Annotated in this window: 16 protein-coding genes; 1 reads left to right on the forward strand and 15 read right to left on the reverse strand. The window is 68.1% G+C overall.

From position 1 onward, the window contains the following. Nucleotides 1–2 precede the first annotated feature (2 nt). The 11 genes from murD to OJI97_RS16005 all read right to left on the reverse strand — a co-directional run bounded on the left by murD (nt 3) and on the right by OJI97_RS16005 (nt 11,800). Nucleotides 3–1,310: a UDP-N-acetylmuramoyl-L-alanine--D-glutamate ligase gene (murD, locus tag OJI97_RS15955; RefSeq protein WP_297665089.1), complete on the reverse strand. Its 1,308-nt coding sequence runs from the start codon at nt 1,308–1,310 to the stop codon at nt 3–5. Next, the gene (gene mraY, locus OJI97_RS15960) at nt 1,307–2,377 is read right to left on the reverse strand and encodes a phospho-N-acetylmuramoyl-pentapeptide-transferase (protein WP_297665091.1); all 1,071 of its coding nucleotides are present in this window, start codon (nt 2,375–2,377) and stop codon (nt 1,307–1,309) included. The genes murD and mraY overlap by 4 nt, the downstream gene beginning before the upstream one ends. Beyond that, nucleotides 2,377–3,753 (reverse strand): UDP-N-acetylmuramoyl-tripeptide--D-alanyl-D-alanine ligase, encoded by a 1,377-nt coding sequence (gene murF, locus OJI97_RS15965; RefSeq protein WP_297665093.1) that lies wholly within the window; start codon nt 3,751–3,753, stop codon nt 2,377–2,379. The genes mraY and murF overlap by 1 nt, the downstream gene beginning before the upstream one ends. Further along, a complete protein-coding gene (locus tag OJI97_RS15970; RefSeq protein ID WP_297665094.1) occupies nt 3,750–5,192 on the reverse strand; it encodes a UDP-N-acetylmuramoyl-L-alanyl-D-glutamate--2,6-diaminopimelate ligase in 1,443 nt (480 codons plus the stop codon). Before OJI97_RS15970 ends, murF begins: the two co-directional genes overlap by 4 nt. Beyond that, a complete protein-coding gene (locus tag OJI97_RS15975; protein WP_297665096.1) occupies nt 5,192–6,886 on the reverse strand; it encodes a penicillin-binding protein 2 in 1,695 nt (564 codons plus the stop codon). Before OJI97_RS15975 ends, OJI97_RS15970 begins: the two co-directional genes overlap by 1 nt. Further along, on the reverse strand, nt 6,883–7,476 hold the full coding sequence (locus OJI97_RS15980) for a hypothetical protein (protein WP_297665098.1): 594 nt from the start codon (nt 7,474–7,476) through the stop codon (nt 6,883–6,885). Before OJI97_RS15980 ends, OJI97_RS15975 begins: the two co-directional genes overlap by 4 nt. Then, the gene (gene rsmH, locus OJI97_RS15985) at nt 7,470–8,462 is read right to left on the reverse strand and encodes a 16S rRNA (cytosine(1402)-N(4))-methyltransferase RsmH (RefSeq protein WP_297665100.1); all 993 of its coding nucleotides are present in this window, start codon (nt 8,460–8,462) and stop codon (nt 7,470–7,472) included. The genes OJI97_RS15980 and rsmH overlap by 7 nt, the downstream gene beginning before the upstream one ends. Further along, nucleotides 8,459–8,959, reverse strand: a complete 501-nt coding sequence (locus OJI97_RS15990) for a division/cell wall cluster transcriptional repressor MraZ (protein WP_297665102.1) — start codon at nt 8,957–8,959, stop codon at nt 8,459–8,461. The genes rsmH and OJI97_RS15990 overlap by 4 nt, the downstream gene beginning before the upstream one ends. A gap of 296 nt (nt 8,960–9,255) precedes the next feature. After that, a complete protein-coding gene (locus OJI97_RS15995) occupies nt 9,256–10,458 on the reverse strand; it encodes a hypothetical protein (protein ID WP_297665104.1) in 1,203 nt (400 codons plus the stop codon). A gap of 20 nt (nt 10,459–10,478) precedes the next feature. Then, complete coding sequence (locus OJI97_RS16000) at nt 10,479–10,832, reverse strand: hypothetical protein (protein ID WP_297665106.1); 354 nt, start codon at nt 10,830–10,832, stop codon at nt 10,479–10,481. Then, nucleotides 10,829–11,800: a cysteine synthase A gene (locus OJI97_RS16005; RefSeq protein WP_297665108.1), complete on the reverse strand. Its 972-nt coding sequence runs from the start codon at nt 11,798–11,800 to the stop codon at nt 10,829–10,831. Before OJI97_RS16005 ends, OJI97_RS16000 begins: the two co-directional genes overlap by 4 nt. A 195-nt stretch (nt 11,801–11,995) precedes the next feature. Between OJI97_RS16005 and OJI97_RS16010 the strand changes: the two genes are divergently transcribed. Further along, a complete protein-coding gene (locus tag OJI97_RS16010) occupies nt 11,996–14,068 on the forward strand; it encodes a TonB-dependent receptor (protein WP_297665110.1) in 2,073 nt (690 codons plus the stop codon). Nucleotides 14,069–14,261: 193 nt separating this feature from the next. Here OJI97_RS16010 and fabG read toward each other — a convergent pair whose 3' ends face one another. From fabG to OJI97_RS16030, 4 genes are read right to left on the reverse strand one after another with little or no spacing between them, the layout of a single operon-like run. Further along, the gene (fabG, locus tag OJI97_RS16015) at nt 14,262–15,002 is read right to left on the reverse strand and encodes a 3-oxoacyl-[acyl-carrier-protein] reductase (RefSeq protein WP_297665112.1); all 741 of its coding nucleotides are present in this window, start codon (nt 15,000–15,002) and stop codon (nt 14,262–14,264) included. Between the two features lie 15 nt (nt 15,003–15,017). Beyond that, nucleotides 15,018–15,437, reverse strand: a complete 420-nt coding sequence (locus OJI97_RS16020; protein WP_297665114.1) for a GxxExxY protein — start codon at nt 15,435–15,437, stop codon at nt 15,018–15,020. 31 nt (nt 15,438–15,468) lie between these two features. Next, entirely contained in the window at nt 15,469–16,407 is a 939-nt protein-coding gene (fabD, locus tag OJI97_RS16025) for an ACP S-malonyltransferase (protein WP_297665116.1), read from the reverse strand. A 45-nt stretch (nt 16,408–16,452) separates the two neighbouring features. After that, nucleotides 16,453–17,280, reverse strand: coding sequence for an LD-carboxypeptidase (locus OJI97_RS16030; protein WP_297665118.1), 828 nt, complete (start codon nt 17,278–17,280; stop codon nt 16,453–16,455). Between the last annotated feature and the right edge of the window lie 39 nt (nt 17,281–17,319).

The raw sequence follows: 17,319 nt of genomic DNA on the forward strand, positions 1-17,319 counted from the left end.
CCTCATCCATCTCCCAACGCTCGAACGAGGTCGCGGAACGCGTCGCCGCGCTGCTCATAGTCCCGGAACTGATCGAACGACGCGCAGGCGGGCGAGAGCAGGACGATGTCGCCCGGCCCGGCCGCCGCCGCCGCGTGCGCGACCGCGGTCGCAAGGTCGCCCGCCCGGTCGACCGGGATCGCCTCGCCGATCTCGGCCGCGAAAGCCTCCATCGCCTCGCCGATCAGATAGGCGCGCTTGACGTGGCCGAACCAGGGGCGGCAGGCGGAAAGGCCGTCGCCCTTGGCCTGCCCCCCGGCGATCCAGTGCAGACGCTGGTCCGGCGCCGGCGGAAAGGCCGCCAGCGCCGGTGCAGCGGAAGCCGCGTTGGTCGCCTTGCTGTCGTTGTACCAGCGGGCGCCAGCGGCTTCGCCGACCCATTCCATGCGATGCGGGAGCGCCCGATAGGTGGCGAGCCCGCGCTCGATCTCTTCGTCGTTCAGCCCCAGCGTCCGGCAGACGGCGATCGCACACACCGCGTTCTGCGCGTTGTGCGGGCCTTGCAGCGCGGGCCAGCGCGCCTGGTCAGCGGGATCGATGTCCTTTGCCGAGACGCGGTGGAGACGGTGATTGATGCGCCCGGCGATCATCCGCGACGGATCGTCGTCGACCGCGACGATCGCGACCTGACCCTGGTGCTGGAGCGAAAACAGCCGCGCCTTCGACGCGGCATAGCCCGCGAAGCCGTCGTAGCGGTCGAGATGATCGGGGGTCAGATTGGTCAGCACCGCAACGTCGCAGGCGAGGCTGTGGGCGAGGTCGATCTGATAGCTCGACAATTCCAGCACATAGACGCCGCCTTCCGGCAAGGGGTCGCGCGACAGGATCGGCAGGCCGATATTGCCGCCCATCAGCGTCGGCACCCCCGCGCTTTCGAGCATATGGGTGACGAGCGCGGTGACGGTCGATTTGCCGTTGGTGCCGGTGATGCCGACGACCTTGTGCGGCGGCAGATCGGGACGCGCCTCGGCGAAAAGCTCGACGTCGCCGATCACCGGCACCTGCGTCTCGCGCGCGTGGGCGGCGATCGGGTGGCGGTTGAGCGGCACCCCCGGCGACACGACGACACCCGCGAAACCCACGAGATCGATTTCGAGCGGGTCGCCGATGTCGGCGTTCAGCGCCATCGCCTCGTCGCGCGCTTCCTCGCGGTCATCCCACGCGGTGACGCCCGCGCCGCTGGCGACCAGCGCCTCGACCGTCGCCAGCCCCGAGCGCGCCAGCCCCAGCACCGCATAGCGGCGGCCGGCAAAGGCGCGCGCGGTGATCACCGCAGCTTGAGCGTCGCGAGCCCCGCGAGCGCGAGGATGATCGAGACGATCCAGAAGCGGATGACGACGGTCGATTCGGGCCAGCCGAGCTGCTCGAAATGATGGTGGATCGGCGCCATGCGGAAGACGCGCTTGCCCGTTCTTTTATACCAGAAGACCTGGATGATCACCGACAGTGCCTCGACCACGAACAGGCCGCCGACGAGGACGAGCACCAGCTCGTGCTGCGCGGTCACCGCGACCGTCGCGAGCGCGCCGCCGAGCGCGAGGCTGCCGGTATCGCCCATGAAGACGGCGGCGGGCGGCGCGTTGAACCACAGAAAGGCAAGGCACGCGCCGATGATCGCGGCCGCGAAGATCGCCAGCTCGCCCGCCCCCGGCACGTGCGGAATGCCGAGGTAGCCGGCGAATTTCACGTTACCCGACAGATAGACGATGACGAGGAAGGTCAGGCTGGCGATCATCACCGGAAAGGTCGCGAGCCCGTCGAGCCCGTCGGTCAGGTTCACCGCATTGCCGAAGCCGACGATCAGCACCATCGCAAAGACATAATAAAAGGGCCCGAGCGGGATATAGACGTCGTTGAAAAAGGGCAGATACAGGTCGGTGCCGGTGCGCGAGACGATCAGCAGCACCGCGACCGCGGCGACCGCGAACTCGATCAACAGCCGCACCCGCCCCGGAATCCCGCGGTGGCTGGCCTTGGTCACCTTGTCGAGATCGTCGAGGAAGCCCACCGCCGCGAAGCCGCCGGTGACGAACAGGCACGCCCAGACGAAGCGGTTCGACAGGTCCATCCACAGCAGGGCGGAGATCATCAGCGAAATCAGGATCATCAGCCCGCCCATCGTCGGCGTGCCCTTTTTCGCGAGGTGGCTTTGCGGGCCGTCGTCGCGGATCGGCTGCCCCTTTCCCTGCCGCATCCGCAGCATCAGGATGAAGCGCGGCCCGATCCACAGGCCGATGATCAGCGCGGTCGCGACCGCGGCGCCCGAGCGAAAGCTCAGATAGCGGATGAGGTTCAAAGCCCCCGGAAAGCCCAGCCATTCCGCCAGCCAATATAACATCAATAATCCCCGTTGGTCAGCGCCGTCACCACATGCGACAGGCCAACGCTGTTCGACCCCTTGACCAGCACCGCGTCGCCGGGGCGGATCAAGTCCTTCAGCCGCGCGGTCGCGGCCGAGTGGGCGGCCACATGCTCGAATTCGATGCGTCCCTCAAGCGCTTTGGCGAGCGGCGCCATCTCTTCGCCGACAAGCAGGGCGAACCGCACGCCCGCCGCGACGAGCGGAGCCGCGAGCGCGGCGTGATAGGCTTCGCCGCCCGAACCAAGTTCCTTCATCGCGCCCAATATCGCCACCTTGCGATCGCCGGATTCGGCCGCGAGCTGTTCGATCGTCGCGGCCATCGAGGCGGGATTGGCGTTATAGCTTTCGTCGATGACGAGGATCGAGCCGCCGGGCACCTGAGCCCGGTGGCGCGCGCCGCGCCCCGCAAGCCCGCCCATCTCGGCAAAGGCGAGACCCGCGGCGGGCAGATCGCCGCCGACCTGCTTGACCGCCGCCAGCACCGCGAGTGCATTCGACACCCAATGCGCGCCCGCCTGCGCGATGGTGAAGCAGAGCAGCGCATCCTGCACCTGCGCGGTGACGAGCGATCCGCCCTGCCCGTCGGGCAGCCAGTCGACCGCGCGGACGTCGGCGCCCTCGCCCAGCCCGAAGCTGACGACATGCGCGGCATGGCGCTCCGCCTTGGCGCGGAGCCGCGCATAATGCGGGCTGTCGAACGGCAGGATCGCGGTGCCGCCGGGTTCCAGCCCCTCGAAAATCTCGCCTTTCGCGTCGGCGATCGCTTCCTCGCTGCCGAAATACTCCATATGCGCGGGCGCGATGGTGGTGACGATCGCGACGTGCGGGCGCACCATGCGGGTCAGCGCGGCAAGCTCGCCCGCGTGATTCATCCCCATTTCGAACACGCCGAAGTCGGCGGTCGAGGGCATCCGCGCGAGGCTCAAGGGCACGCCGACATGGTTGTTGTAGCTCTTGACCGAGCGATGCGCCTTGCCGGGGCGGAAGCGATCGAGCGCCGCGAACAGCGCCTCCTTCGTCCCGGTCTTGCCCGCCGATCCGGTGACACCGATGATCCACCCGTGACTGCGTGCACGCGATGTGGTGCCGAGCGCGTTCAGCGCCTGGACGCTGTCGGTCACGCGGACGTGCGGGAAATCGATTTCGGTTTCGCAGACGATTCCCGCCGCGCCCGCGGCGATCGCCTTGTCGATATAGTTGTGGCCGTCGGTCGCCTCGCCCTTCATCGCGATGAACAGGTCGCCCTTCGTCACTTCGCGCGAATCGAAGGCGACACCCTGCACCGTGAAGTCGGCGCTGGCGGTGCCTCCCGTAGCAGCCGCGACGGCGCGCGCGGTCCACAGCGGGTTCATGCCGCCGCCTCGCGCGCGACCGCGACATCGTCGAAGGGAAGGACGCGCATCGCATCGCCGCGCCCGACGATCTGGCCCTGCTCGTGGCCCTTGCCCGCGATGCAGACGATGTCGTCGGCGCGCGCCTCGGCAATCGCGGCGGCGATGGCGGCGCGGCGGTCGCCGATGATCTGCGCATCGGGCGCGCCCTCGGCGATGGCGGCGCGGATCGCGGCGGGGTCCTCGCCGCGCGGATTGTCGTCGGTGATGATCAGGACATCGGCCTTGGCGGCGGCGACCCGCCCCATTTCGGCGCGCTTCGCCTGATCGCGGTCGCCGCCCGCGCCGAAGACGAGGATCAGGCGGCCCGCGGCGTGCGGGCGCAGCGCGTCGAGCGCCGCCTCGATCGCATCGGGGGTATGTGCATAATCGACATAGACGGGCGTGCCCGCCCTGGTGATCGCCGCGCGTTCGAGGCGCCCGCGCACCGGCTGGAGCCGCGCGAGATTGGCGAGCGTCTGCTGCACGTCGCCGCCGGTCGCGATGACCAGCCCCGCCGCGACGAGCGCATTGGCGACCTGATAGGCGCCGATCAGCGGCAGCGTGACCTTCTGCGCCAGCGCGCCCGCCTGGATCAGCAGCGACTGGCCGAGCTGGGTCGGCTCGCGCGAGACGAGGCGCAGGGCGCTGCCTTCGCGCCCCACCGTCATGATGCGCAGGCCGCGCTGCTCGGCCTCATATTCGGCGGCAGGCGACCCGAAGGCATCGTCGGCCCAGATCACCGCCGTGCCATCGGCATCGACCACCTCGCGGAACAGACGCATCTTGGCGGCCAGATAGCTGTGCATATCGCCATGATAGTCGAGATGGTCGTGGCTCAAATTGGTGAACGCCGCCGCCTTCACCCGCAACCCCTCGGTGCGATACTGGTCGAGACCGTGGCTCGACGCCTCGAACGCCGCGTGGGTCACGCCTTCGGCGGCGAGGCCCGCCATGTTCGAGAGGAAAGTGACGATGTCGGGCGTCGTCAGCCCGGTCGAGGCGCTATCGTTCGACGTCGTGATGCCCAGCGTGCCGATCGACGCGGCATGAAAGCCCGCCATCCGCCAGAGCTGGCGCGTCATCTCGACCGTCGAGGTCTTGCCGTTGGTGCCGGTCACCGCGACGCAGGTCGCGGGAAAGCGATGAAAGAAGCGCGCGGCGATATGCGCGAAGGCGCGGCGCGGGTTGGCGTCGGCGATATGGACCGCGCTCTCGACCTTCGCCTCCGGCCGCGCGACGACGGCGATCGCCCCGGCCTCCACGGCTGCGGGGATGAAATCCTCGCCGTTGAACCTTTCGCCGGCGAAGGCGCCGAAGATCGTGCCCGGGGCGACCTTGCGATGGTCGATCGCGAGCCCGGTCACCACCGGGTCCGCCCCTGCCAGACCATGATCGTCGAGCAGCGCGGACAGGCGCATTATTCGCTTTCCCCGTTCTTCCAGAGCAGCGGGGTCAGTTCGGACACGTCGACGTCGCGGCTTTCGTCGGGGAAGACGCCCAGCATCGGCCCGGCGCGCATCACCACCTTCTTGACCACCGGCGCGACGGTATAGCCCGCGGTGCGCTGGCCCGAGCTGAAGGCATTGCCTTTCGGCTCGTCGATCATCGCGATGACGACGTAGCGAGGATTGTCCATCGGGAAAACGGCGGCGAAGGTCGAGACGAGCGAGTGACGGCGATAGCCGCCCGCGCCCGGCTTTTCGGCGCTGCCCGTCTTGCCGCCGACGCGAAAGCCCGGCGCGTCGGCCTGGCGGCCGGTGCCGTCCGAGACGATCAGGCGAAGGAGCTGGCGCATCCGCGCGCTGGTCGACGCCTTGAAGACGCGATGCCCCTGCGGCGGCGCCTTGTCGCCGAGCTTCACAATCGTCGCGGGGCGCCAGATACCGCCGTTGACGAGCGCAGCATAGGCATTTGCGAGATGCAGCGGAGTCACCGCGATGCCGTGGCCATAGCTGGTCGTCATCGTCGACAGCCGGCCCCATTCCCTGGGCCACAGCGGAAAGGCGCGTTCCTTGAGTTCGATGGCCGGACGCTTGTTGAATTCGATGCTGCGGAACATCGCCTCCATCTTTTCCTTGCCGAGCTGGTCGGCGATCTGCGCCGTCACGATGTTCGAGCTGTGGATCAGCGTCTCGGGCACGTTGAGCCAGCGTCCCATCATGTGCGAATCGCGAATATGGAACCCCGCGATCGCGAGCGGCTTGGTCGCGTCATAGCGTTTCGCCATGCTGGTCACGACGCCATCGTCGATCGCGGCGCCGATCGACAATGGCTTGATGACCGATCCCAGCTCGTAGAGATTATAGGTCACCGCGTTGCGGCGCGCGGCCATGTCGCCGGCGATCAGCTTGTTCGGATTATAAGTGGGCAGCGAGGTCATCGCCAGCACCTCGCCGGTGTGGACGTCGAGGATGATGCCCGCGCCGCCGATCGCCTCCAAATTGGTCACCGCATTGCCGAGCTCGCTTTCGAGCACGCCCTGGACGCGCGAGTCGATCGACAGGGTGAGTGGTTCGCCGCGCGTCGCCTTGTCGGTGAGCTGCTTGTCGAACGCGCCTTCGACGCCGGTGACGCCATGCCCCTCGGCGTCGGTGAAGCCCAGCACCTGCGCCGCAAGGCTGAGCTGCGGATAAAGCCGCTCCTTCTCACGCGGGAAATCGAACCCGACATCGCCGATCGCGTTCACCGCCGCGACCTGATCGGGCAACGCGCGGCGGCGGATATAGGTCGGGCGCGGACCGCTGAGCTTCGCCAGAAATTCCTCGCGCGGGGTGTCGGGGAAGATCTTGACCAGCTCGTCGGCCAGATATTGCCGGTTGTTGAGCAGCTTCGACGGCACGACGCGGATCGAATAGCCGTCGATCGTCCGCGCCAGCGGCACGCCGTTGCGGTCGACGATGTCGGCGCGCGCAGGAATGAAGGCGGTCGCGCCATTGCCGTGCCCCGACGAGGTGTCGAACAGCGCGAAAAACAGCAGACGCATCGAAATCAGGAAAAAGGCCGCCATGAACAACAGCATGAGCATCATCAGCCGCTGCTGCGCGGTCAGCAATATCTGCTGCCGCACCCCAGCGGTGCGCACCCGGGCCGGACGGACGACCAGCGTGTTCATGGCGCGGTGCGGCCCTCCTTCGCCTCGCGCGCCGCGGCGCGCTTGAGGTCGGCCAGCGTCGATTCGGCGAGGAGCTGATCCTCGATCATCTTGAGCTGCTCGCGGCGGCGGGTCGGCGCCATGCGCGGCGGCGAATCGCTCTGCACGCCGGTTTCGGCCTGCGCGAGAACGACGGGCTTCTCAGCGGCGGGCTTCGCCGCCGGCTTTTCGGTCGCCGCCGTCGCGGGGGCGCCGACCGGACTCACCATCGCCATCAGCACCGGCGCGACCTCGTTGGCGCCGCGCGCCCGCGGCAGGCCGTCGAGCGAGGCGAGCTGGCGCTCGCTCTCCAGATATTGCGAGGCCGACGGCGCCGAATAGCCGAAGCTGTCGGCGTTCCACTGTTCGAGCTGGCGCATCGAGGCGCGCACCGCGAGCTCGGATTCGAGATAGCGGATATTCGCCTGCGTCCGGTCGATCTGGCGCTCGATCCGCGTCAGTTCGCTGCGCGTCGCCGCAACCTTGAGCGAGACCGGATAAAGCGCCATCGCGAAGAGGAGCACGAGCAGGACCAGGCCGATTCCCTGGAGCTTGCGGGCCGCCATCAGCATGACATGGACTCCTTCATAGTCGATTGGCCGGGCCAGGCCGGGGCCGCGGTGCGCACCGCGCTGCGCAGCGTCGCCGAACGCGCGCGCGGATTGCGCGCCTCTTCCGCCTTCGACGGGCGCACCTTGCGCGCGGGCGGATCGAAAGTTGCGGCCCGCGCCGGAGGTTGGAGCGCGGGCCGGTGGCGCGAACCGCCGGCGTCGCCGCCGCTGCGTTCGCGCAGGAAATTCTTGACGATACGGTCTTCGCTGCTGTGGAAGCTGACCACCGCGAGGCGGCCGCCGGGGCGCAGCACGCGCTCGGCGGCGGCGAGGCCCTGCACCAGTTCGTCAAGCTCGCCGTTGATGTGGATGCGGATCGCCTGAAAACTCTTGGTCGCCGGGTCCTTGGGCGCGCCGGGCGGATGACGGAGCGCCTTGCGGATCACCGTCGCCAGTTCGCCGGTGCGCGCCAGCGGCCGCGCGGCGACGATCGCCCGCGCGACGCGGCGCGACTGGCGCTCGTCGCCATAATGATAGAGGACGTCGGCGATCTCCTCCTCATCGGCGCGGTTGAGCCACTCGGCGGCGCTTTCGCCTTCCTGCGCCATGCGCATGTCGAGCGGGCCGTCCTTCTGGAAGGAGAAACCGCGCGCGTCGCGGTCGAGCTGCATCGACGAGACGCCGATATCGAAGGTGATGCCGTCGACCGCCTCGATCCCGCGCTCGGCGAGCAGCCGGTCGATCTCGCCGAAGCGGCCGTGGATCAGCGTCAGCCGGCCACCCGCCTCGGCGACCAGCGCCTGCCCTTCGGCGATCGCGTCGGGGTCGCGGTCGCAGGCAATCACGTCGGCGCCCGCCGACAGCATCGCGCGCGTATAGCCGCCGGCGCCGAAAGTCGCATCGACATGACGCTCGCCGGGGGCGATGGCGAGAGCGGCGATGACTTCTTCGCGGAGAACCGGATCGTGGCGGGGGTCCCGGGGAAGGTCGGCGGGAAGCTCGGTCACTTTCGCGCCTTCCCCTTGGTCTCTTCCCAGGCCCCGGCCAGTCGCCGCAGCACCGGGTCGGCCTCGGCGCATTCGGCGAGGCTCGGCAGCCACCATATCTCGAAGCGGCGGCCCGACCCGACGAAGGCGGTCGCCCCCGCCTCCCCCACGCGGTCGCGCGCGGTGAAATTGGGCAGGAAGCGCCCGCTGTCGTCGAGCGTATAGGCCTCGGTATAGCTGAAGCGCTTCTTGAACGCCTCGTCCTCGTCGAAATCGAGGTTGCGGGTCAGCGCGGTGTCGCGGTCGCGCTCGATCTCGTCCGACAGGCGATCGTATTGATCCTGCCCATAGGCGACGAGGCACGGCAGCTTTTCGTGGAAGCCGACCCAAAGCACGCGCTGGCCGTCCGCATTGAGGGGCACATTGTTGCGGAACTGCGAGGGGACGGCGATGCGTCCCTTGCCATCGATCGCGGCAAAGTTGGTGCCCGAGTAACGGCCGGGCGTCACAACTGCCATCGCTGAAGCCCCCTGTCTCGCGCCACCGGGCAATATTTCCCTGCGCCCGGAATCGACAGATTCGGGCCGAAAGACTCAGGCGGAGATTGCCCCTCTCCGATTCCTGCCTATCAAGACTCCATCGGGGTGGAAAGGGGTATTTTAGGGTGAGATAGGGATATTACGCCCCAAATAGGTGATTTCGGGGTGAAATGAGTGCGAAAACGGGTCCGGACGCCGCAATGCGGAGCCCGAAGCTTGGGAATGAGAGGAGAATCGGTCGCGGGAGCGGCCGCGAAGCCTTTGCTTTCGCCCGCCTATTCGCCCGCCTGTTCGATGGCGCGAATCCATATGGGGCGAAGGATCGCCCGCGGCGCGGCCGGCCAGAGGCGCGCGGCGAGCCATTCCATCGTGTCGGCCCGCCGCAAATGCGCCGCCCAGCCGGGCGCCGGCTGCCATAGCGGCGCAAAGAGCAGGTCGGCGTCGCCGATCAGCCACGCCTCGCCGCCGCCGATACGGCAATGGACGATGCGGCCGCCGGCATGGGCCCGGCAGGCGGCGGGAAACCGCTCGAAGCGCCCGGCGCTGAACAGGCGCAGCCGCGCGCCCTCGACATCGGCCGCCAGCGGCCTCCCCTCGCCCGTCGGCGCGGCGCCGAGCGTCACGCCCCAATGATCGAGCAGCGGGGTCAGCAGGCTGGTGACCGGCGGATTGCGCGGATCGCCGAGCGGATGACGCGCCGGCCAGCCCGACAGCGCATCGGCAAGGATGACGGCACGCCCGCCCCCGCGCACGAAAGCATCGACGGCCACCAGCTCGCGCGGCGCGAGCGCGCGCGGATGCGCCAGAAACAGCGTGCCGCCCGGCGCGGGCGGATGGTCGATCAGGCTGTCGATCAGGCGCACCGGCCCCGCCGCCTCGATCCGCCGCAAAGCCGGGTCGTCGTTTGCGCCCTCGGCAATCATCGCCGCCATGCCGCCGTCCGCCGACCAGCGCAGCGGCAGGCCGGTGAGCATGGTGACGGGCGCGCCCGCGGCGGGCGGGGTGCGATAGAGGGTTGCGAGCAGCAGGTGCGACCCGCCAAACCACGCGCCGATCAGCAGCAGCGCGGCGATGCCCCGCATCGCCCTGCCCGCGCGCCACCGCGCGAGACGAGTGGCGAGCCATGCGGCCAGCGCCGCTCCGACGCCAACCAGCGCCAGCTGTGCCCAAGGCATTTGCCCCGCGAGCATCAGCGCAAGGATTGCCTGCGCCAGCAGGAGCAGGATCATGGTATGGAAAAAGCCGTGCTCCCCCGCGAAGGTGGGGGCCCATCTCCGGCCGGTGCTATTTGGAACCGGCGGATGATGGGTCCCCGCCTTCGCGGGGACACGGTGGTTCTGGACCAGCGCCAGCGGCACCCACACCAGCGCCAGCCACGGCAGCGCCAGCGCCGGATCGATCCGCCCGAGCGCCGCCTGCCCGCCCGTGAACCATGCCAGCGCAAGCAACGCCGACACCGCAACGGCGGCGTCCAGCACGGCCGGGCGGCGGCGCGCAGTCACTGTTTCGATTGGCGGGCCCGCGCGAGCGCTGGATCGGGTTCGAGATCGGGAACCGCCGGAACCGGCTGCGGCGCCTTCACGCCGCCGACTTCATTCTGGTCCTTCGACACCGGCTGCACGCCCAGCTCCTCGAGCGGCGCGCTGCCGGCCTTCGCGGCATCGAGCGGCGCCATCTGCGCCGTCCCGGGGGCCTCCTGCGCCGCATTCTGGCGCGCGCGATCGCCGATGAGCCCCGCCATGCCGACGAGCAGCAGCACGGTGAGCAAGCCGGCAATCCCGATCTGAAGCCGGCGCATCGAATCGTTCACCGGCGCGGGCGGAGTCGACGCGGAGGGGCCGCCGGCCGTCATGCCGCCAGCCCCTTGCTGGCGAGCCATTCGGGATTGTAGAGCGTCGACAGATAGCGAAAGCCGCTGTCGCAAAGGATTGTCGCGATCCGCTTGCCCGGCCCCAGTTGCCGCGCCAGCGCCATCGCACCCGCGACGTTGATCCCCGACGACAGGCCGAGGCAAAGCCCCTCCTCGTCGAGCAACTGGCGCACGACCTTCAGCCCCTCTTCGTCGGAGATGCGGAACTGGGTGTCGATCGGCGCCCCTTCCAGATTGGCGGTGATGCGGTTCTGCCCGATGCCTTCCGCGACGCTCGACCCTTCGGGCTTCAACTCGCCGCATTGATAATAATTATAAAGCCCCGCGCCGTGCGGGTCGGTGAGCGCGATCGTGATGTCGGCGTCCTTTGCCTTGAGGCCCAGTCCCGTCCCGGCGATCGTCCCGCCGGTGCCCGCGGCGCAGGTGAAGCCGTCGATGCGGCCGTCCATCTGCTCCCATATCTCCTCGGCGGTGCCGAAGATATGCGCCTTGCGGTTGGCGATATTGTCGAACTGGTTCGCCCAGATCGCATTGTCGGTTTCCTCGGCGATGCGGCGCGAGGTGTGGACGAAATGGCCAGGGTTGGCGAAGGGCGCGGGTGGCACGAGCACCAGCTCGGCACCGAGCGCGCGGATCGTCGCCATCTTCTCGGCGCTCTGATTGTCGGGCATGACGATGATCGTCTTGTAGCCGAGCGCATTGCCGACGAGCGCCAGCCCGATGCCGGTATTGCCCGCCGTCCCCTCGACGATCGTGCCGCCGGGGCGCAGGCTGCCGTTCGCTTCGGCATCGCGGACGATATAGAGCGCGGCGCGGTCCTTCACCGATCCGCCGGGGTTCGCATATTCGCACTTGCCCCAGATTTCGCATCCCGTCGCTTTGCTGGGGCCTTCGAGCAGGACGAGCGGGGTGTTGCCGATCAGGTCCAGGCTGGTTTTGGCAATAGTCATGTCCCTGATCTAGGACCGCCGCCCCAGCGCCGCAAGACAGCTTCGCTTGCTCCATGGACAGGCCCGCTTTGTCGACCAACGGGGCACGAGCACCGACGAACGGCAGCCATCGCCGCTGCGCTGCCCTTGTCATTGTAACAGTATATCATTACTGGCAGCGGCGACTTACTGTCCCGAACAACAGGAATCCCCTTCATGCGCCTTCTCTCCACCGCCGGTTTCACGCTTGCCCTGATGATCGCCGCCCCCGCCTTTGCGCAGGACGCCGCGCCGCAGCCGACCGGCGACGATGATTATCACACCGACCAGGCGATCGTCGTCACCGCGCCCTATGTCCGCAGCCTCGACATCCTCGGCAATGTCTCGGTGATGGAGGGCGAGAAGCTGGCGCAAGACATCCGCGGCCAGATCGGCGACACCCTCGCCTCGCAGCCCGGCGTGTCGTCGAGCAGCTTCTCTCCCGGCGCCTCGCGCCCGATCCTGCGCGGCTTTTCGGGCGAGCGCGCCGCCGTGCTGGTCGACGGGCTCGGCGCGATCGACGCCTCCTCGACCTCGGCCGACCATGCGGTGTCGATCGATCCGCTGACCGCCGAGCGCATCGAAATCCTGCGCGGCCCCTCGGTCCTGCTCTTTTCGAGCCAGGCGGTCGGCGGCGCGGTCAATGTCTTCGATCGCCGCATCCCGCGCAGCATCCCCGAAAGCCCGTTCCACCTCGACGCGCTCGCGAGCTATGGCACCGCCGCCGACGACAAGAGCGCCGGTGCCTCGATCGACGTGCCGGTCGGCCAGCGCTTCGTCGTTCATGCCGACGGCAATTATCGCGATTCGAACAATGTCCGCGTCGGCGGGCTGATCTATGCCCCCGCTCTTCGCGCGCATCTGCTCGACCTCGCCGCCGACGCGAGCGCCGACGGCGACGCCGACGAGGCGGCGCGGCTGACCGACGCCGCGAACAGCCGCGGCAAGGTGCCGAACAGCCAGAGCACCAGCAAGAGCGCGGGGGTCGGCGCCGCCTTCATCGACGACGGCGGCTCGCTCGGGATCAGCTTCGGCTATCTCGCGGACGAATATGGCATCCCGCCGCGCGCCGACATCGACGAGGTGCCGACGATCAAGGCGCGCCAGTATCGCGTCGACCTGCGCGGCGAGGTCGAGCTCGGCGACGGATTGTTCGAGAAATTGCGCGTCCGCGGCGCCTATGCCGACTATGCCCATACCGAATTCGACGATGGCGAGCCCGGCACCCGCTTCACCAACCGCGGCATCGAGGCGCGCGCCGAACTGGCGCAGAACGACCGCGGCGGCTGGCGCGGCGCGAGCGGCGTCCAATACAGCTTCCGCGACTTCGCAGCGATCGGCGACGAGGCGTTCCTGCCCGCCAACGAGACGACGCGCATCGCGGCCTTCACCTTGCAGGAACTCGAACGCGGTCCGGTGACGCTCGAAGGCGCGCTGCGCCTCGAAAAGTCGCAGGTTCGCGCCGAAAGCATCGGCTTCGACCGCTCGTTCAGCAGCCTGTCGGGCGCGGCGGGGATCAGCTATCAGCTTGCCGACGGGCTCAAGGCCAGCGTCTCGATCTCGCGCAGCGAACGCGCGCCCTCGGCCGAGGAGCTGCTCTCCGACGGCCCGCACGCCGCGACGCTGACCTATGAGCGCGGCAATCCGAATTTCGCCAAGGAAACGAGCTGGGGCGGCGAAGCCTCGCTGAAATTCAAGCGCGACGGCTGGTCGGCGGGGCTCACCGGCTATGCGAGCCGGTTCGACAATTTCATCTATGAAACCGACACCGGGCTGATCGCCGACGACCTGCCCCTGTTCGAGTTCCGCCAGAACAAGGCGCGCGTCTGGGGCTTCGAGTTCGAGGGCGCCGCGCCGCTCGCGCAGATCGGCGGCTTCCATATCGGCGCCGACGCGACCGCCGACATGACGCGCGCGAAGATCGTCGACGGCCCCTATGTGCCGCGCATTCCGCCGCTGCGCGTCCGCGGCGGGATCGAGGCATCGAGCGAACGGCTCGACGCACGCGCCGAGGTCGAATGGACCGACGACCAGAATCGCATCGCGGCGTTCGAGACGCCGACCAAGGGCTTCACTTTGGTCAATGCCTCGCTGACCTGGCGCCCGCTGCCGGAGACCCGGCACCTGTCGCTGACGCTCGCCGCCGACAATATCTTCGACGTCGACGCCCGCCGCCACGCCAGCTTCACCAAGGATTATGTCCCCCTCGCCGGCCGCGACATCCGGATCACCGCGCGCGCGAGTTTCTAGCAGGGGTTCGCTGTTGGGGTGGGAAGCGGACACTCCCCACTTTCGTCATTCCCGCGAAAGCGGGAACCCAGGGCGTGCGTCGGCTGATCCCACACTGGGTTCCCGCTTTCGCGGGAATGACGACGTTAGGAGATGCTCAACGTCGCCCATCGCTCGCCAGCAACCATTCCGTCGCGAACGTCCCAACGCCGCCTTACGACAGCATCGCCATCCCACCGTTCACGTGCAGCGTCTGCCCGGTGACATACCCCGCCTCCTTCGACGCGAGATAGACGACCGCAGCCGCGATATCGCTGCCCTCGCCCATCCGCCCCGCCGGGATGCGCTGGTTGAGCGCTTCCTTCTGCGCGTCGGGCAGGTCGTCGGTCATCGCGGTGGCGATGAAACCCGGCGCGACGCAGTTCGCGGTGACGCCGCGGCTCGCGAGTTCCTGCGCCAGCGCCTTGGTCATGCCGGTGACCCCCGCCTTCGATGCCGCATAATTGGCCTGTCCCGGATTGCCCGTCGCCCCGACGACGCTGGTGATCGAGATGATGCGCCCGAAGCGCGCCTTCATCATCGGCTTCGCCGCCGCGCGCGCGAGGCGGAAATTGGCTTCGAGGTTGATGCGGATCACGTCCGACCATTCCTCGTCCTTCATCCGCATGATCAGATTGTCGCGCGTGACCCCGGCATTGTTGACGAGAATATCGAGCTGCCCCAGCGCCTCGACCGCCGACGGCACGAGCGCATCGACCGCCGCCGCGTCACCAAGGTCGCACGGCAAGGCGACATGATCGCCGCCAAGGCTATCGCGAAAGGCGTTCAGCTTGTCGGCGTTGGACCCCGACACCGCCAGCAGCGCGCCCTGCGCCACGAGCGCCTGCGCAATGGCAGACCCGATGCCGCCCGAAGCGCCGGTAACGAGGGCAGTCATGCCGGTGAGATCGAACATTAAAGTCTCCATATTTTACCGGTTCACGCGGAGACGCGGAGACGCGGAGGGTTTATGATCGTTGACGATGCGACGGACACCCTCTTTGAGGGTCGCACCGCCGAAATTTATGACAAGTCCTACCGATTGACGAGTCAAACGCAGATAGGTCAACAATTGTTTGCCGTGCGCCGCATTAAGCCGTTCGACGGATTTGATTTCGACAAGAAGCCGGTCATCGACCAATAAATCGATCCGAAAGGCGGCATCGAAGCGCATGTCTTCAAAGAATATGTCGATCGGCTTTTGCCGATCGACCTTATAACCTGCAGCCGCCAGCTTGCCGGCCAGCACGGTTTCATAGACGCTTTCCAAAAGGCCGGGACCAAGGTCCCGATGGATGCGAAGCGACAAATCCAGCACATCGCCGCTCACGACATCAATGTCTTGCGCCATATCTCCGCGCCTCCGCGTCTCCGCGTGAACCTCAAAAGACCTTCAGCAGCGCCTCGATATCGTCCATCGAAATCACGCTGACCGTCTCGACCTCGCCCGATGCGCTGCGTTTGACCATCGGCGACAGCACCTTGCCGCCGAATTCGACGAACTGGCCGACGCCGATCTCCTCCATCGCGCCGACGCTCTCGCGCCAGCGGACGCGGCCGGTGACCTGCTGGACGAGCAGGTCGCGGATCGTGTCGGCGTCGCTGACCGGGCTCGCGGTGACGTTCGCGACCACCGGCACCAGCGGCGCAGCGGGCGGGTTCGCGCCGAGCGCCTCGGCCATCGCGTCGGCGGCGGGCTGCATCAAGGGGCAATGGAAAGGCGCCGACACCGGCAGCAGCACGCCGCGCTTGATTCCGAAATCCTTGACCAGCGCGACCGCGCGCTCGATCGCGCCCTTGTGGCCGGAGATCACGACCTGCGACGGGTCGTTGTCGTTGGCGACGGTGCAGACCTCGCCCTCGGCCGCGGCGTCGGCGAGCTTTTGCGCGGTGTCGATGTCGGCGCCGAGCAGCGCCGCCATCGCGCCGACGCCGACCGGCACCGCCGCCTGCATCGCCTGCCCGCGCGTCTTGAGCAGCCGCGCGGCGGTCGCAAGGTCGAAGGCGCCCGCGGCGCAGAGCGCGCTATATTCGCCGAGGCTGTGGCCCGCGACATAGGCGGCCTTGGCGGCGAGCGTCACGCCCCCCTCCTTCTCCAGCACGCGCAGCGTAGCGACCGCATTCGCCATGATCGCGGGCTGGGCATTTTCGGTGAGGGTCAGTTGATCCTCGGGCCCTTCGCTCATCAGCTTGAAGAGATTCTGGCCGAGCGCCTCGTCGACCTCCTGAAACACCTCGCGCGCCACGGGCGACGCATCGGCGAGCGCCTTGCCCATGCCGACCGCCTGGCTGCCCTGACCCGGAAAGATGAATGCGCGCATGTTGCGTCCCCTGTGATGTGATTTATCACCCCCGCGCCTATTGCCTCACCCTGCGCGATGCAAGCCGAAGGGCACGACCTTGTTCGCCGCGTCGTGCCCGATGTCGGCGCGGCCGAGCCATGGAATGCCGGTGCGCGCGCACCAGTCGCGGGCGATCTCCTCGGCCTCCAGGCCGAACGGCCGGTCATTCGCGGGCACGTCGCTAACCCGCCCCAGCCGCAGCCCGGCGAGTCCGCGCGGCGCTAGGCACGTCGCGACATGGAAGAAGGCGCGGTCGAAGGCGTAAAGATATTCGCTCACCTCCTCGACCAGCAACACATGTCCCGCAAGATCGGGCTCGAGCGGCGTGCCGAGCAGCATCGACAGCGTCATCAGGTTGAACGCCGCGTGGCGCGCGCCATGCGCCAGCCCCGGCTCGCACGCCGCCGGATCGCGCGCGACCAGCCAGTCGAGCGCGCGCATCACCGCGGCATCGCCGCCTTCGCGCCGGATGTCGGCGACCATCGGCCCGTGCGCGACATGGTCGAAGCCGTCGCGATAGAGGGCGCCGAGCAGATTGCCCTGATCCGAATAGCCGAGAAAGGCCTTGCGCCGCGCGCCATCGGTCATCGCCGCGACCGCATCCTCGGCGATCCGGCACGCGCCATAACCGCCGCGCGCGAACCAGATCGCGTCGATGTCGGGGCGGTTCGCCATTTCGACCAGCGCCGCGAAGCGATGCCCGTCCTCGCCCGCGAAATGGCCGTGGACCGCGAAACATTGCTCGTCGAAGATGAGGTCGATATCGGGATAGCCGATCGCCGCGATCGCGCGCACTGCCTCGGCATCATCGGGCAATATGGGGGTGGAGGGAGCGACGATTCCGATGCGCATAGCCAGCCTCTATAATGTTTTTCGCGAAACCTGAATGGC

This window comes from Sphingopyxis sp. (assembly GCF_025869345.1).
GTDB lineage: Bacteria > Pseudomonadota > Alphaproteobacteria > Sphingomonadales > Sphingomonadaceae > Sphingopyxis.

Bases quoted from the DNA above. Each gene is read 5' to 3' on its own strand.
- OJI97_RS15975 (WP_297665096.1), bottom strand. From the start codon at position 6,886: ATGAACACGCTGGTCGTCCGTCCGGCCCGGGTGCGCACCGCTGGGGTG.
- fabD (WP_297665116.1), bottom strand. From the start codon at position 16,407: ATGCGCGCATTCATCTTTCCGGGTCAGGGCAGCCAGGCGGTCGGCATG.
- fabG (WP_297665112.1), bottom strand. From the start codon at position 15,002: ATGTTCGATCTCACCGGCATGACTGCCCTCGTTACCGGCGCTTCGGGC.
- OJI97_RS16005 (WP_297665108.1), bottom strand. From the start codon at position 11,800: ATGACTATTGCCAAAACCAGCCTGGACCTGATCGGCAACACCCCGCTC.
- OJI97_RS16020 (WP_297665114.1), bottom strand. From the start codon at position 15,437: ATGGCGCAAGACATTGATGTCGTGAGCGGCGATGTGCTGGATTTGTCG.
- OJI97_RS16010 (WP_297665110.1), top strand. From the start codon at position 11,996: ATGCGCCTTCTCTCCACCGCCGGTTTCACGCTTGCCCTGATGATCGCC.
- mraY (WP_297665091.1), bottom strand. From the start codon at position 2,377: ATGTTATATTGGCTGGCGGAATGGCTGGGCTTTCCGGGGGCTTTGAAC.
- OJI97_RS16000 (WP_297665106.1), bottom strand. From the start codon at position 10,832: ATGACGGCCGGCGGCCCCTCCGCGTCGACTCCGCCCGCGCCGGTGAAC.
- OJI97_RS16030 (WP_297665118.1), bottom strand. From the start codon at position 17,280: ATGCGCATCGGAATCGTCGCTCCCTCCACCCCCATATTGCCCGATGAT.
- murF (WP_297665093.1), bottom strand. From the start codon at position 3,753: ATGAACCCGCTGTGGACCGCGCGCGCCGTCGCGGCTGCTACGGGAGGC.
- OJI97_RS15970 (WP_297665094.1), bottom strand. From the start codon at position 5,192: ATGCGCCTGTCCGCGCTGCTCGACGATCATGGTCTGGCAGGGGCGGAC.
- OJI97_RS15990 (WP_297665102.1), bottom strand. From the start codon at position 8,959: ATGGCAGTTGTGACGCCCGGCCGTTACTCGGGCACCAACTTTGCCGCG.
- OJI97_RS15980 (WP_297665098.1), bottom strand. From the start codon at position 7,476: ATGCTGATGGCGGCCCGCAAGCTCCAGGGAATCGGCCTGGTCCTGCTC.